The 15,461-nt window shown below is 44.5% G+C and carries 10 protein-coding genes; 4 read left to right on the forward strand and 6 right to left on the reverse strand.

The window, feature by feature from the left end:
• Window positions 1-49 precede the first annotated feature (49 nt).
• Both CW749_RS00170 and CW749_RS00175 read left to right on the forward strand, forming a co-directional pair.
• Window positions 50-1,636, forward strand: coding sequence for a lipase family protein (locus CW749_RS00170; protein ID WP_101109864.1), 1,587 nt, complete (start codon window positions 50-52; stop codon window positions 1,634-1,636).
• A gap of 14 nt (window positions 1,637-1,650) precedes the next feature.
• Window positions 1,651-4,422 carry a hypothetical protein gene (locus tag CW749_RS00175; protein WP_145997810.1) on the forward strand — a complete coding sequence of 924 codons (2,772 nt, stop codon included), beginning with the start codon at window positions 1,651-1,653 and terminating at the stop codon, window positions 4,420-4,422.
• Between the two features lie 15 nt (window positions 4,423-4,437).
• Here the strand turns inward: CW749_RS00175 and CW749_RS00180 are convergent, their stop codons facing one another.
• The 5 genes from CW749_RS00180 to CW749_RS00200 form a co-directional block, all read right to left on the reverse strand.
• A complete protein-coding gene (locus tag CW749_RS00180) occupies window positions 4,438-5,403 on the reverse strand; it encodes an NAD(P)-dependent alcohol dehydrogenase (RefSeq protein ID WP_180958288.1) in 966 nt (321 codons plus the stop codon).
• A 252-nt stretch (window positions 5,404-5,655) separates the two neighbouring features.
• Window positions 5,656-6,444: a PhzF family phenazine biosynthesis protein gene (locus CW749_RS00185; protein WP_101110567.1), complete on the reverse strand. Its 789-nt coding sequence runs from the start codon at window positions 6,442-6,444 to the stop codon at window positions 5,656-5,658.
• Between the two features lie 138 nt (window positions 6,445-6,582).
• A complete protein-coding gene (locus tag CW749_RS00190) occupies window positions 6,583-7,119 on the reverse strand; it encodes a DNA mismatch repair protein (RefSeq protein WP_101109867.1) in 537 nt (178 codons plus the stop codon).
• A 33-nt stretch (window positions 7,120-7,152) separates the two neighbouring features.
• On the reverse strand, window positions 7,153-10,944 hold the full coding sequence (locus tag CW749_RS00195) for a DUF6701 domain-containing protein (RefSeq protein ID WP_101109868.1): 3,792 nt from the start codon (window positions 10,942-10,944) through the stop codon (window positions 7,153-7,155).
• 238 nt (window positions 10,945-11,182) lie between these two features.
• The gene (locus CW749_RS00200) at window positions 11,183-11,509 is read right to left on the reverse strand and encodes a hypothetical protein (RefSeq protein ID WP_101109869.1); all 327 of its coding nucleotides are present in this window, start codon (window positions 11,507-11,509) and stop codon (window positions 11,183-11,185) included.
• A gap of 399 nt (window positions 11,510-11,908) precedes the next feature.
• On the opposite strand from CW749_RS00200, the gene CW749_RS00205 reads away from it, so the two are divergent.
• Window positions 11,909-13,492: an ATP-binding cassette domain-containing protein gene (locus CW749_RS00205; RefSeq protein ID WP_101109870.1), complete on the forward strand. Its 1,584-nt coding sequence runs from the start codon at window positions 11,909-11,911 to the stop codon at window positions 13,490-13,492.
• A gap of 225 nt (window positions 13,493-13,717) precedes the next feature.
• Window positions 13,718-14,239: a hypothetical protein gene (locus tag CW749_RS00210; RefSeq protein WP_145997812.1), complete on the forward strand. Its 522-nt coding sequence runs from the start codon at window positions 13,718-13,720 to the stop codon at window positions 14,237-14,239.
• Here CW749_RS00210 and CW749_RS00215 read toward each other — a convergent pair.
• Window positions 14,227-15,270 (reverse strand): GGDEF domain-containing protein, encoded by a 1,044-nt coding sequence (locus CW749_RS00215; protein WP_101109872.1) that lies wholly within the window; start codon window positions 15,268-15,270, stop codon window positions 14,227-14,229. The two genes, CW749_RS00210 and CW749_RS00215, sit on opposite strands and share 13 nt — an antisense overlap.
• Between the last annotated feature and the right edge of the window lie 191 nt (window positions 15,271-15,461).

The raw sequence follows: 15,461 nt of genomic DNA on the forward strand, positions 1-15,461 counted from the left end.
AATAATTTAACAATTGCTTATAAATTAAAACATTTGAGCTCGAGGATTTATGAAACTCTGGATATTGAATTTCGCCTTTATCAATCTGTTTTTTTCTCTTTCGGCATTCTCTGCCGATGTTTGCCAAGCAAAAATCAAAAAGAAGATTTCAGCGACACAATCTATCTATCACGCAATGGCGGTGCCAGTGCCAGTGCTAGAGAAGAAATTCGAGGTGGTTAAAGACATCCGAACGATAGAGAACGTTGGGGATTTTGACTTTTTAGTTCGAGTAAAAGGGTTAGGCAGTGCCGCTTGGCATAGAGTGAACCCAGATGAAACGTATATCGGTTTGGTGGATTTGTGGGAATTACGCTGCCTTTCTACGTCGTCACCCAAGCGGGATCCTCTGTCTATTGGGTTTGCTGTATTAACTGAAACGGTGGATGGTCTGTGGGATTCTCTTCAATCAGGGGCCCCAAACTTAGCGGGCGAATTGGGTGCCGCCAGCCAATGCCGAACACGAGGCTACGGCAATACATTTGCTGGCAGTAGAAATAAATTCCAGCACTTTATCAACACCACCGACTATCGCTTGATGAACAATTACCTTGCAATGCAAGCGTCCATTCGTACCTATTACCAACAATTTGCCAATGGGCGTGGTTATGCCACAACAGAAAATGATTACCGCTGCGCGGCACAAGAACAGTATCGCCATTGGGGCTTCAAAAAGGTCTTGTTTGCTAACTCGATCACCAGCGGTAATGCCATCATTGCATCCAGTCGAGACATCGTTTTGATTGCGGTTCGGGGAACGCAAATGGTGGACGAACAATCGATACACGACGAACAAATCGCGTATAACTTCATGACGGATATTCTCGCCAATGGACCGAGTGTTCCGCTAAATGCCAACTTACTCATTCCCAATGCAAAAGGAAAACTCCACAGCGGATACGCTGCCGTCGTTAAAACCCTCTTTCCGCTTATTGAGCAAGCACTGCGTGAAATGGGCGACACGCATAAACCTATTTTTCTGGCGGGTCACAGTTTAGGGGGCGCGACTGCGACGGTTCTGGGCTATAAATTACGTGCAGAAGGGTTTAAGGTTCAGTCGGTGTACAGTTTTGCTTCGCCTAAAATCGGTGACCTCCGATTTACTCAAGATCTCGACTCGAACGTTAATGTCTATGCCACGATTAACTACCGAGACCCAGTACCGGGCTTTCCTAATATCAGCAATTTTTTGAACTTTGTTCCGCAATACTATGCGGCGGATCATGTCCTTTATTTCAATAAAAACCATCAACCGACAGATTTTCCTAACACCACCAGAGACAGCGATATTTTTGCTCACATTTCTGAAGACCAAGGCCCGCCCACTCCACTCATTATTTCTGCGACTCAGCAATTCAAAGAATGGCATTTTCATGTCATGAATTTCTATCTCGCGTTTTTATACAATGAAATTCAGCAAAACCAATTGGACAGAAATAGCGATAATTTGCAGCCTGATTATCAAAAGCAGTGGCTGTGTTTGGATGGGCAGCCTCACCGGAACCTTACCCAAATCGATTGGTACGGAGACGAGATAAAAGACACCTTGTTAGCGGATACCAATGGATACCCTGTTCAAGAATGTGTTCTGCCTTAACGGAGACGACGCGAGTGAACTTCCATTATAAATTGTTGCACTTGGCTATCTGTACTGGTTTGTTGCTTTCAACTCCGGCTAACGCCTTCAAAATTGGCACCCATGTTTGGCTCGCGGCGAAAGTGGCAGAAGACGTCGTTGAAGACAACAAAGTCTCGATTTATTTCGATGAATCAGGGCAAACCGACACGCTGACCGTTGACCCGATTGTTGTCCGTTCCATTAAGCGATTCCCCAAAGCGTTTCTTTTTGGTGTACTCGGAGCTGACATATATCCCGATCTGGTGGCTGGACAAATGACTACGCACCCAGGTCTTCCCTTTCAGCCACTCAACCGCTGCGGCGAGAAAATAAATGTCGACTCAAAAGGTCAATTGCAGCCCGATAACCGATATTGCCACCCGAAAGATATCGACTTAGGTTCGCCCGATAACTATGGCGTCTCTCCCCTCATCTTACCTGTAATGAAAGCGGCTAATTTGTATCTGAGTGGTCATTCTTGGGGCTGGCAAACCGACGATTGGCTGAGGCATGTTAGAGACGCTGCGCTGCAAACATCGGGAAACCGTGGCTCGAGCGAAGTGGCTTTTGCTTACGGTTATCTCCTCCATGCGGCAATGGACACGTGGGCGCACAGCTATGTGAATGTCTACACGGGGGATCTCTTCTCTTTATCGAAAAACCAAACCGTACCGGCTCGCCATACTGCGTTAGAAGGGTACATAAATTCGCTCCATGATTCGTATGACGACGATCCCCTATCCATTCTAAGAATAAGTACGAAAAGCCATACTCAAGCACGAGCTCAAGCTCAAGACAGCTATCAATCGCTCAAAGCACCGACCGAGTTTGTTCGGAGAACATTGATCTTAAACGATACCACCGCTTGGCAATACGGCAGAGAAAGTGGGGCAGTCCATATTTGGGCAATGTGGGCATCTTGGAAAATTTCCAAACAACTCAATCAAAGATTTGAGCCCATCCAAACCGAACTTCGGCGTGTATTGAATGAACAAATTCAAAAAGTCAGCGACGCAGAGCAACTTTGGCAAGCAGCAGAAGACGCCAAAAATATCGCTATTCAAGGGGCTAGCGATGCCTACGAAACACTGAAAGAGCACGAGGAAAGTTTGGTTGCAGCCACCCAAAATTTGGAAGACGCGACCAACAACGTAATTGAGCATATTGAATCCAATATCGCCTTAAAGAATGCCTTTTCAACCGCAGACCGAGTCATTGAGCGCGTGCTTAGTCTGCTTCCGAGTTGGATTCAGCAACAATATCGCACCGCTAAGAATCGTTTGTCTCGTGTGCGCTTGGATTTGGATTTTGCAAGAAACCACTATAACAACCAGCTCATGATTCGAGAGAGAAGACTTACCGCACTTGCAGAAGCGCTTACCAAGATGAATTTGGAAAAATCGGTGCTGTCGGCTTTATCGACTATGCGCGATGTTGGGCTGACTGCCATTGAACGTAGCCTTTCCGGTTGGACACGAAACATTGAAGCGTCTGTCGATGCCTATATTCACGCTTACGAAGAGACAGGGCGCGAATTGCTACGACCGCACGGCAACCGATTCGAAGAACAGAAAAGCGCGGTGCAGGCGTTAAAGAATTGGGTGATATGTTGGGCGCCTATTTTCAGCTCCCCTGTGCCGAATAGCCAAATGCTCTCGCGCTCATGTCAGGTAGGGATTGAGTCTTACACTGATTTCAATGAAACCGTTCGCCAGTTCAAGCTAAATACCTTGATTCAAGACCGCCGCCTGAGGGATGCCATCATTGAGTTTGATGAAGCCAACGCTGAAATCAAGGTGTCGGTGCTCCCCCAAATTGGTCGGCTAATTCGGCAAGCCATTCCGTTTACAGACCAATCGGTCGCGGCACCAGGTAGTGCAGAATTTCTTGCTCGCTTATGGGATCATCATGTAACAAAAAAGGATCTTGTTGACTTATATGCTTCTGATTCTTCAGAGCAAAATCTATTAACCTTTCGTGCTCAAGGGCAAGAAATCATTGCGATGTTACAAGCTGATGGTTTAGACATTGAGAAATACGAGAAGCACCATAAGACGTTGAAGCTTGATGACATGATGCGTTTTACTCCAATTCGTAACGCCATGCAGCTCTCTAAGCTGGCTTTGGTGAATAACAATGAACTGAACGATTGGGTAAGCGAAAAAGGCGTGACTTCCTCACCCTACCCAGACAGCAACCCACTATACCGAGCAAATGGTTCGGCGGGAGATATCCTGATCGGTGCCTTAAGAAGTATCGATGGGAACCACCAATGGTTAGCGGTCGCCCCGCCGCTTCCGAGAAAACCGAAAATTGGGAATGAACTACGAGGTACAGAAGAAGCGTGTCGACGTTTTGGCTACCCGATCCACTCCCAGTACATACCAACTAAGCCATTAAAACCCGAACGTATCCGAACTCATTCGGAGTTTAATCGTGATTGCCAGAACACGGCTTTGTTTCGCTATCGAGCCAATAATACGGAATATACGCCCGGGGGTTTTCGACTTTGGCAATCCCGCTTAGCCAGAGAAAAAGTGTTTAGCAAGATATTTAAGGGACCGCTCTCGCTAGGTATGTGTCATCACTTAAAAGACAAACGCTCAGAACCCGAGTCTTATCAGCCATCGTATTACACAACGTATATTGGTCTTGGGTGCGTGGGAAATAACTATGTCGACACCAATTTATTGTCGATATTACACATGCATCAAAATAATATTCGTCACTCCCAACCGACGTTGAGAGCAATTCAAGGTAACTAAAAAGGAGGATTGAGGTTAACTGACCTGAATAACAACACTGCCCTTTCGGCGCTTTGCGTGGGCGTATTGATGGGCTTCTTCAAGCTGGGTGAAGGTGTATTGACGATCGATTCTCGGCCTTAAAAGCCCCATTTCAATCAAGTCCTTAATAAACACCAGATCCAGACTTGTATCCACGTGATATCTGCACGCCAAGCGGCGCTTACCCAGAAAGATAGACGACATCATTTGATAGTATTCTGCAAGACCAGCTTCAAGCTTTAAGCATATACCTTGAGGCTTTAATACATCGCAGCAAGAATCGAAACACGCTGTATTGGCAACATCAAAAACCACGTCATATTGTCTTTCTGCAACGGTGAAATCGTGAATGGAATAATCGACAACGCGGTCAGCGCCTAGAGCCTGCACATACGTCAGTTCATCGGTGCTACAAATACCGGTGACCTTTGCACCTAGCCATTTGGCAATTTGCACCGCCGCTGTACCGACAGGACCTGAAGCACCATTGATTAAGACTTTCTGCCCTACTTGAACTTTCGCTTTGTCACGCAACATTTGCAGTGCGATCAACGCACCATAAGGGATGGAGGCCGCTTCCTCAAAGTTGGTATTTTCTGGCATGAGGCTAAGCACACTATCGTCTTGTACGGTGATGTATTCTGCGTAGGTGCCACTTTCTACTCCTACAATCCCGAAAACTCGGTCATTAGGCTTAAAAAGTCGAACATTTTTGCCCACAGCTTCGACTACACCAGCAAACTCGGTGCCTAGAATTTCTTCTTTTGGTAAGAGAGCACCCAACGTTAGACGCGAAGGGAGTCGGAGTATTTTGGGGAATTGGTGACGTAAATGACTTTCCGTAACGGTTGTGGCTTTCACTCGAATTAATACGTCATCGTCGGCTGGCACTGGCTTGTCAACTTCTGAAAAATACAATATGTCGTTATCCCCGAAGGGTGTATATACCATTGCTTTCATGACTGATGCTCTCCGATAGCGGTGGCCGTGCATAACACACAAAGAAACCTTTCCTATTTCTCTAGCCACGTAGAATTCCCGCTATTTGTTAGGCAAATAATGACGCTAACAAGGCGATATAGAGGAATCTTCTTTTAATCGGGACACCTTACCAATGGCAACAGACCATAGCAAATGACATTTGTATTAATAGTGATACTTATATAACTATTTTCAATATTTATATGAAAGTGGTGCTACGGATCAACGAGGTTATACCCATATTTCCCCATCGAGGTATTTCACCGCGCTACCTGAAACAAAAACGTGAGTATCGGTTACTCTACAATGCAGCTCACCACTTCTCTGAGATGCTTGAAGTGCCAACAATTCACTCCTCCCTAATTCACTTGCCCAGTACGGCGCTAAACCAGCGTGAATTGAACCAGTTACCGGATCTTCGTCGCCACCGTTAGCGGGCCAAAAATAACGCGAAACAAAATCATATTGCTCCCCTTTCGCCGTGACGACCACATCGTATGGCGCGAGCGTTTTCAGCGGTTCTTGGCTTTGTTGTACCTGAAATACATCGTCTTGAGATTCATAAATGGCAAAGTACGCTTGTTGGCTACGTAAAATGAATTTTGGCGTAATGGATAAGCCTTCGATGAGTGCTTGCGGAGCTTCAACGGGAACGGGGGCAAGAATTGGAAACTGCATTTCAATCATGCCATTACTTCGTTTTTTAACGACAAGATTGCCCACTTCCAATGTTGAAAACTCAAGCTCATTCAGTGTAGGGAAATCGGAAAATAACGCGCTAGCAGACGCTAACGTCGCGTGCCCACAAAAATCGATTTCCGTAATCGGTGAAAACCAACGAATTGCATATTTATTGTCTTTGATGGGTACAAGAAATGCTGTTTCAGACAGGTTATTTTCAATCGCGATATTCTGCATCAAACGGTCGCTTAGCCATTCATCGGTAATGATCACCGCAGCGGAATTGCCTTTGAATTGTTCACTGGTAAACGCATCCAGTACGCGCATTCTTAGTTTCAACATCTTTACCTTTATTGTGAATATGAAGAACGAGTGATATCCGTTGAACTAAAATATGTCAACATTTAGACCCAAGTAACCTCGAGATGCTTGGGTATAGGCATGCGTAAAGAAGGAAGCCAGATTAAGAATCTAAATCTAACTTGGCTTTCGCGCGAGATCCCTAGCGAGAATTAAAGCAAGACCGAATACTTGTAAAAATAACGCCAGATTATTGTATTGCGCCGATTCCTTATGGATAGCAGACATGTTATCCGTCAGTTCTAGATTATTAAGGTACAACTCATCGATTCTATTGCGCTGAACTTGTTGTGCCGTTTCTATTATCGAAAATATTTTTGGGAGATTGGCTGAAGTGAGAGTGGGAATCGGCTCACCAGCCCACGCTTCAAGTTGGTTGCGAATGTCCTGCTCTAGGATACTTATATCCTCATGAGACATCACTTTTTGCACAGGGATATACGCAATCAGGGCTTCTCGTTTTCTCTCTAGGTTCTCTACCCGACTCCACGCCAATTCAATTTGATGCTGGTTGCTTTCTTTGCTTTCTTGATATTCTGAATTGAGTTGGCTGTAATCCTCAAGGACTACGCTTGTGGTAAGCAGAGCCAAAACATTCAGCAGTAAGCCAACCAACACCAATAGCCAAGCTGGTGGGCGTATAAACAATGTCATTCCAATTCCCCTACTCTGGGGGCCTATCGGCACCTAGTAAATTCTTGGCTCTCCGCGGAAGATGACGCGATCGTTACCTCGATAAACACCGAACGTAACCAATGCTGAAGGGTTATCATCCCCATTGCCAAACCAGTTGTAGTGAAGGTGTTCAAAGCCACCACTGGTATTGCCAGAACAGGTTAAACCTGATTCTCCTGCAGGAGGAACGCCAATTCTAAGTTTCAAGCGAACTTGTTCCTGAGCACCATCAGTTGAGTTATTTTGCCTTGCGGTTAAATTGCTGCTTGTACCACTAGTGATATTGGTATGCGACCCCGTTAAATCAGCACTGCTAGACCCAGGGCTTGGCCAGATTAGTTCGCGACAATAGTTCGCACCATCGAAGTCAGTTTCAATGTCATCGGTATTGGTTACAAACTGCGAGCCGTTCCAATATTCTGCCCTCACCGGAACCGTCACGTCCATGCCACTGTTTGTGCCGACATCATCTAACGTTAACCGACCATAACGCATATCAAGAGCTGCGGTAAATTTCCGTCCATTGTATGTACTGGACCCATCATTTCGTAGCGCAATGGCGTTTACAAAATCAGTGCACCCATTAACGGAGCAATTGACACTGTTGGTATTCACCTCTAGACCTAGCCTAACTTCATAAGGACCATCTTGAGTGGTGATTCGGGTTGGCGTTGTTTGCTGAACAACACGAGAAAACTTAAACACGGTAGAAGGCAGTGAAGCTGTCCCACCTGTCCACTCTCTATACCAATCTGTATTCGCAATATTGCCCGTTATCAAACGGCTCGTTAAATCATTTGATTCTGTTACCGGGTTCTTTTCATCATCGACCGCGACTAAATTCAAATGCATTAACAGTGATGCGGCAAAGCTTCCGTAGTTCGTTGTTGTCGTGATAGTGTTTTCCTTGTCGACACTTTGCGCTGTTACAGTGAAGTTAGATTTAAAGTTTTGCTCCATGTAGGTAAAACTCACTGCCTGCCCTTCCTGAGTGTAGTTATTTGTCAGTTCAAATTGATAGGGGTAAAAGCGCCCTATCGTGGCAGTGTCGCTATCAATCCCAGTAGCCTCACCATAATCATAATTACTGTTAGATGCCGTTAAGTTAATACTTCCTACTTCGTTCCAATTCATCGATGCCACAATGCCACTCGCTGCTAATGATGTTGTCGTGAAATTGTAGATATTGTTAGGTGTATAACTGTTACCTTCCTGCGTCAAAGTACCGGAACTGCCCCCAGTTGGAGAATGAAGCGTGTAGTTGAGCTCGGCTAAAGCGAAATGACCAGTGGTTGAATAAAAGTTCGGCGTGGTCGCACGATTACATTGATTGCTTTCAGAGATGTTATAAATAATGGGTTTGATTCTAACAGTGAAGGTTTCTCCAGCTCGAGCGAATGCAGGACCGCCAGACGATGTGCCATTGTGGGCTTTTACTGTGTTTTGAACCGAAATGTCACATAACGCTAGTTTGTCCGGTCGAGCCTCCACCACCATGACTCCTTCAATATCATTCGCGTTGTCTCTTACTGTAACGTTAATTTGACCCGCATCGTTATATTGCAAACTCAGTGTGCCGACTCCATCCACAAACGTGATGTTACTGTTCACCAACGAAGGCTGAATTGTCCCAGTACTTGGGATGATATAAGAGGTTAATGTGATCGCCAGTGTTTTGGTTCCATCGTAGTCATCCATTACTTCTGTTCCACTCGCGGTTTCTCGCGTTGCTTTTATAGTAACGTCGGTTTGTTTACCCGCGATGATTTTGAATGGAGATGGCTCAAAGATGAAACCAGAATTATTGAATGTGTAAGGACCTGCCGAGGCATTAATAGACGGGAAACCCACGACGTAAGCCGTTACAGTCGCAACTTCCACTACAACACTACTGTACAAATAATACGTCGCGGTACCCGCTTGAATCGGCATCGTACTCGTGTCAGCTATGCAGGAAGCGCTCACGTTCGCCGTTGCTTTCCAACAGGTGTTTGCATTTCCAGACGGCGTAATATTTAAATTACCATAGAAGTCGGTATCAACATTTCCTTCACTGTTAATCAAGTTGAACGTGATAGGGATAGAGTGATCGATCAATTCAGTAGCTGAAGATGGTGTGATTTGCAGTTGATAAACAGGTTGATTACAACTGGAAATGTCGCCATTTAGCCTCGCATCACCTTTCATTTCAGCGGTCAGTGAGGCAATAGCACCGTCCAAGATCCCACTCTCTTTTAGCTCGATATTGTTTTCTGAGATCACAAACGCGGTTGCTCGTGCCGCTCCTTTCAAAGAAAACTCGTTATTGCTTCCATGTACGATAAAGTAAACATCATTTGGAACACCCGTTAAATTAACCTTACCGGAGCCTTTTATTTCAGTCCCATTACTGTGGATGTAAACCTGCCCGCTGACCTTAATTTCTGCATCACCGTAAATATTCACTTCATCGGCAAAGTAGTCCCCCGCGGTGAACGTGACTACAGCATCCCCGAAAATGTTAATTTCGTCGTATTGCCCCGGAGACACTGTGTGAGTACCAGTATTAAAGCTAATATCAGTAGCCCCCGGAGTAAAACTCGCGAAATTGAACAGTGGAACTAAAAGGCTGCTATCGGCGACACAATTTCCCGTGGTACAGCTGTTATTGGTATGGGCATCTACATCAAAATAACCAAGTTGAGTGCCGCTAACCGCACCTGATATTTTGGCGCTGCCTTTAATTTCAATACTGCCCGATGTATCCCAAGTTTGAGCTGGTCCCGTAAACTGAGTACATTGCTCAACATCGAATGGGACCTCAAAAATGATGTAGCCCAATCGTTCTACAATGTGCTTACGTTCGGAGTCGGTGTCTTGATCTTCTTCCACCATAAAGCTGGATTTGCCTGTTTCCAAACGGCATCGGCGTAACCAGCCTCCGTTATTACCGTAACGCGTGTTTTTTGACGCCACAATAATAGGCACCACATCGTAGTTTTCGTCGTAATCTGCGTAGGTCTCACAACCCGTCGAAACAGGATCACCGGTATCATACGAGTTAATGGTCATCTGGTTTTTCACCGCGAACTTTATGTCATCTCGTTCGCCGCTACCATAAGCGGCGATAAAGCCGATTCGCTCTTGCTGCGTAGGGAATTGTCGAGAGTTTTTTGATTTGTATCCGTCTATTTCATGCCGCTCCAGAGAGATGTCCATATAAGATGAATTAACAGCAGTCACTGTCGAAGTCAGCCAGAAATCCTCGCCGTTATTTATGCTTTGAACTTGATGAATGATTCCGGGAGTGCCGGTAAATGAAGTAAAGCCTTGTCCATTGTAGCTATTGAAATAAATCCGTTCCTTTTTGTTCCTATTGCCGTTTCCACTGCTATGGGTGCTCAATCGATACATGTATTTTTGAGTCGAAACTTCGTCAACAATGATCTTCACGCCATTAAAGTCATGAACACCCTTCTCCATGACGACATAATCGATCACCTTCATCGGTACATCTTCCATATCTGCGGGTGCACGATATGCGGGCGCAATTTTCTGTTTGAACTTAACGTAAGTTTTCGTTACTTCCAGAACCTTTATTGCAGAAGGGGAATCTTGCTCGTTGAGAAATGAAATCGTACTCATGAAGAATACGAGAGGAATAGTGTCATACGTTTTTTCGAAATTTACTTGGCAAACCGTATCGATACAGTCTGGGTGCGCGTAGGCATTTACGTTGTAGCGACCGTACTCAAGCTCAAGTGCTTTTGCACTAGCTCCTACTAAAACCAACATCAGAATTAGAGCAAATCTTAAAAGTTTCATTTTTGAGCCCAAAGCAGGTTGAACAAAAAACCTTTCCCGTTCAAACTTTAGTACAAAGTTTCACCTTTAATTGCTTCATTTTTAATACTTTGCTTAAAATAAACTCCTAACTGCTCATTTTATAATCTAGCTCACACTTAATCTCGATGTGTTGGCCTATACCCACAAACTTCCTCTTCAACAGCCTTTCTCATCCACAGCCTTTCTCATCCACAAACAATCCCATCCTAAAAAATCGCTACTCTTTCTGACCAGCAACAAGATAAGAGGTTATCTGTTTAATAGAGCCAGACTCAATTTGGAAAATGTCGCAGAAATAAAAAGTTTGCTGTGCGTCACCGTGCCCCTGAACAACCAGATGGTCCGTGGCTTCAAGCGCTTGAGATACATTTAAAGACACCGGCTCTGATTCCATTTGAAAACAAATCGAGCGGATATTATCCGTTCCAACAATGTCTTCCTTGCCAACATTCGTCCAGCGAGTTTTCTCGTTTAAGAACGGGATAATCTCATTCACATCTCCGCAAGAAAAAGCGATACACGCGTTTTTGATATCTTCATCCACAGCATTCACCCTGTATATTTTTCAATCAGTTATTAAAAACTATACGACTATTTTGACCAGAGTGATGTGACAGCGTAGGAAAAACGTGAGCGAATAAGCTGAAAAGAAGCCAGCCAAGCATACTCGATCGAGCTCATAAAAAGTAAAAACGATATTGCATCTTGAAGGAAAGTACGTATAGAATCTCGCCATCACTTCTGTAGGAGAATACGCCTAAATGAACAACTAATCCCTTATGTCCAATTCAACACCTTAATTTTGGAATACAGGGTTAGTAGGCGTGTCTTCGTCAAAACTTGCTTTAATCGCTTTTTGCATATTGCCTTTTGCGTATCGCTTCTCGCGATCTAATGAATTCAGATTTATCACGCCTCAGACCCTGACTATGTCGGAGTCTTTATGATCACATCGCATCAAAACAGCACTTATTTAAGAGCTAATCGCCTCTCTTACCAACACCCAGATGGTGAATGGCAGTTTAAATCGCTTCAGTTCTCTGTTGCGCAAGGCGTATACGGTTTAGTCGGCGACAATGGAAGCGGCAAGAGCCTGCTGTGTTCCCTGCTGTTAAAACAAAACGCCCCTACATTGGGAAACATCGAAATCCAAGGGCGAGTCGGTTGGTTAGATCAACAACACGATTCGAACACAATCAACCAGTCTATTGCTCAGTACCTAGGTTTGGAATCTGCGCTTCTTGCGCTTGAGCGAATAGAAAAAGGAAGCGTTGAGCAAACCGATTTTGATCTCGTTAACGACCGGTGGGACTTGAGAAATGAGCTTTCAAAAGAGTTGACCGAACTTAGGTTACCCCCCAATCCATATAGCAGCGTTCAAACCCTGAGCGGTGGAGAACTCACGCGGCTAAGATTGTGGGTCTTGTTCCTAGAAAACCCGGATATTCTTATTTTGGATGAACCAAGCAACCACCTTGATGCCAGCGGAAAGCGTTGGCTCTGCGACCAATTAGCTCAATTCCAAGGTAGAGCGCTCATTGTTAGCCACGATCGAGAATTGTTGAATACGGTTGACGGAATTTTCGAGCTGTCTTCATTAGGAATCCAATTTTATAGCGGCAATTACGATGCTTATGTTCAAATTCGAGATAGAGAACAAGCCTCAATTACTCGAAAACTGGAAGAAACCGAAAAGCAACAGAAGATAGCGGCTAAAAAAGCGCAATCGGATCATGAGAAAGCACAAAAACGTGCGGCGCAAGGCAACAAGCTAAGAAAGTCTGGCAGCCAAAACAAGCTGATTCTCGATGCTGCAAAAAACTGCGCACAGAAGTCGATTTCTGCAAAGCGGGAAATGCACCAACAGAGGCAGGCTGAACTGAGCGCGTTAAAAAGCCATCTCCAATTACAGCAATCGAATTCTCAGGCACTCTCCTTATCCTTTGAATCACACCGACAGAAGAATCAAAGGCTATTGCATCTTCAACAATGTACCCTGCCTTATGGCACTGAGAAACCCATCAATTGGGAAGTATTCTTAGGGGATAAATGGCGAATTGAAGGCGACAATGGCAAAGGGAAATCCACGCTGCTTAAGTGCATTTTTGGCGAGCTCACGTTCACCGCTGGTCAGTACAGCGCTAAGAAAAGCCTATATGTTGATCAACACTTTTCATTGCTAGGCGAAGCCCGACCTTTACTGGATCTCGTTAGCACGCACCTACCCCACTTAAAGCACGGTGAAATTCGAAATCTGCTGGCTGCCATTGGCTTCAAACGCGACTCTGTGTTCCGAGTTAGCCATCAACTCAGTGGCGGAGAAAAAATGAAATTGGCCCTGCTTATTGCCAGTCATCAAGCAGAACCATGCTTACTGCTGTTAGATGAGCCTGATAACCATCTAGACCTCAACAGCAAAAGAATATTCGCGAACACTCTACGTGACTATTCCGCAGGGTTTGTTCTGGTCACACACGATTCATATTTCGCACGAGAAAGCGGTATTGAATCTACGTTAACTCTATAAACTGAAGCTACTCAAGTCACAACAACTTGGCTTGGGTAGTTTTCCTTTACAAACAGAGACTCAATAAATTCTAAAGCAGCAGGATAAAGCGATGCGATAGCATTCCTTTTCATTGAGCTTTGGCGAAAACAAACAAATTCGATTAAATCTTAATCAAATCGAATGGAAAACTTTGCCGAATGACTTATGCTCAATTGAGGAAATGTGGAAACTAAGGGCACCATAGTGGAATTGAAGACAGAGCTCGAACAATGGGATGGCAAGGACACCGACGCCATTTCCCTGATTTATCAGGAGCACCATTTTGAACCTTACTTTATCTCTCAAATCATAGAGTTAATGGATGAAGAAGAGTTCGCGTCTGGATCGACTTGGCTGCTTAAGTGCCACTTTGAGCAAGAAGAGCAGCTTACCGACTCAGAAATAGATACCATTTATGGCAAGTTGAACAGTATAGAAGGTTGGGAAGCGCGCCTACACCTTCTTCAAGTCATGCCTTACATGCCCATTTCTGAACAAAATAAGCCAAATGTGGAATCGTTTGTGCGTCATTGCCTAGGAGATAGAAACAAATTTCTTCGAGCTTGGGCGTACAATGCGCTGTTTGTGTTAAGTCAGCAGTACCCAGAGTATTTGGTGGATGTGAAAAGACTCTTTAAGATCGCTCTTAGAAAAGAAGCACCATCAATAAAAGCGCGTATTAAGAATATTTTGGTTCAAAATAAACTCGAAAATCAGACGCCGTAAACAACTTGGTTTCTACCAGAACCTTTCGCATGGTAAAGGTGGTCATCTGCCACTTTGAACATGTCATCTAACTGAGCACCATCTTCGCCATACACAGAAACACCAATACTGGCGGAGATGTTCACTCGCTTATCTTCAACACGGAATGTATTACGGCAAAGGACCTTGCGTATATGTTCCGCTACAGCACACGCCACTTTCCTTTCTGTGTAAGGTAAGAGAACGCAAAACTCTTCTCCCCCTACTCGATAAACCGTATCCGACCTTCGAACCGAATCTTTAACAAGTTTAGCGACTTGCCTAAGTACTTCGTCGCCAACATCATGCCCATATTGGTCATTGATGGCTTTAAAGAAATCCAAATCTACCACCAACATGCTAAATAAATCTGACTTGCGTCGATGCATAGTGACCATTTTTTCAAAACTGAATGCCAAACTCAGGCGATTGTCTATTTTTGTGAGCGGATCAAGCAAGGCGAGTGACGTCAGTTGTTCTTCTGTTTTTTCTCGATTGTACTCGTAAACATGCGCCATTCCCCAAATAGCCCCTAAGCAAGCCAATACATTAATTAGCGAATGCGAGAGCAATCCTGCTTCAGGCACAACCGACTTCCAGTAATACAGCGCAGCACCTATAGGCACAAAGACAAGATTGATTTTTAACCCCGCTGACTTCCCAAGTAACAAGTAACCCACTATCGGACACAGAAATAACCAGACAAATAACGAACTTTGAGCACTAGTGACAAAAATGCCCATGAAAACAATGAGAAAAAGCGAAGATACGTAAACGGAAGATTGGAGAAGAAGGTACTTTTGAGTTGTTGAATAGCAGAAAAGGTAAGCAGAGTAGATTGCAAAAAACAGTTCAACAGCGCCTAGCCACTTTTGCTCAAATACGAATAGATTCAGAAATCCATAGAGAAGACCGGCAACGAGGGTTATGAGGGACACCCCTTTTAACATATTGCTTCGAAATGACTGTGATCGGTTCAGCCACTCGATGCCCGCATCCATCTGTACCATCATTATCCCTGAAGAATTACTGTGTACCCAGCGGCATTCTGTAGGATTAACAATTCTCACTCAACCATAAACAGTTTCTAGCTGTCAATAAATTGATCCAGGTTTGATAATGACATATTTCGGACATTCAGCTGAGCTAATTAGAAAAATTAACGAGCTAAAAACAGATTACTCAAAAATACTATATAGAAAGC

The sequence above is a fragment of the Vibrio sp. vnigr-6D03 genome (assembly GCF_002835515.1).
GTDB lineage: Bacteria > Pseudomonadota > Gammaproteobacteria > Enterobacterales > Vibrionaceae > Vibrio > Vibrio penaeicida.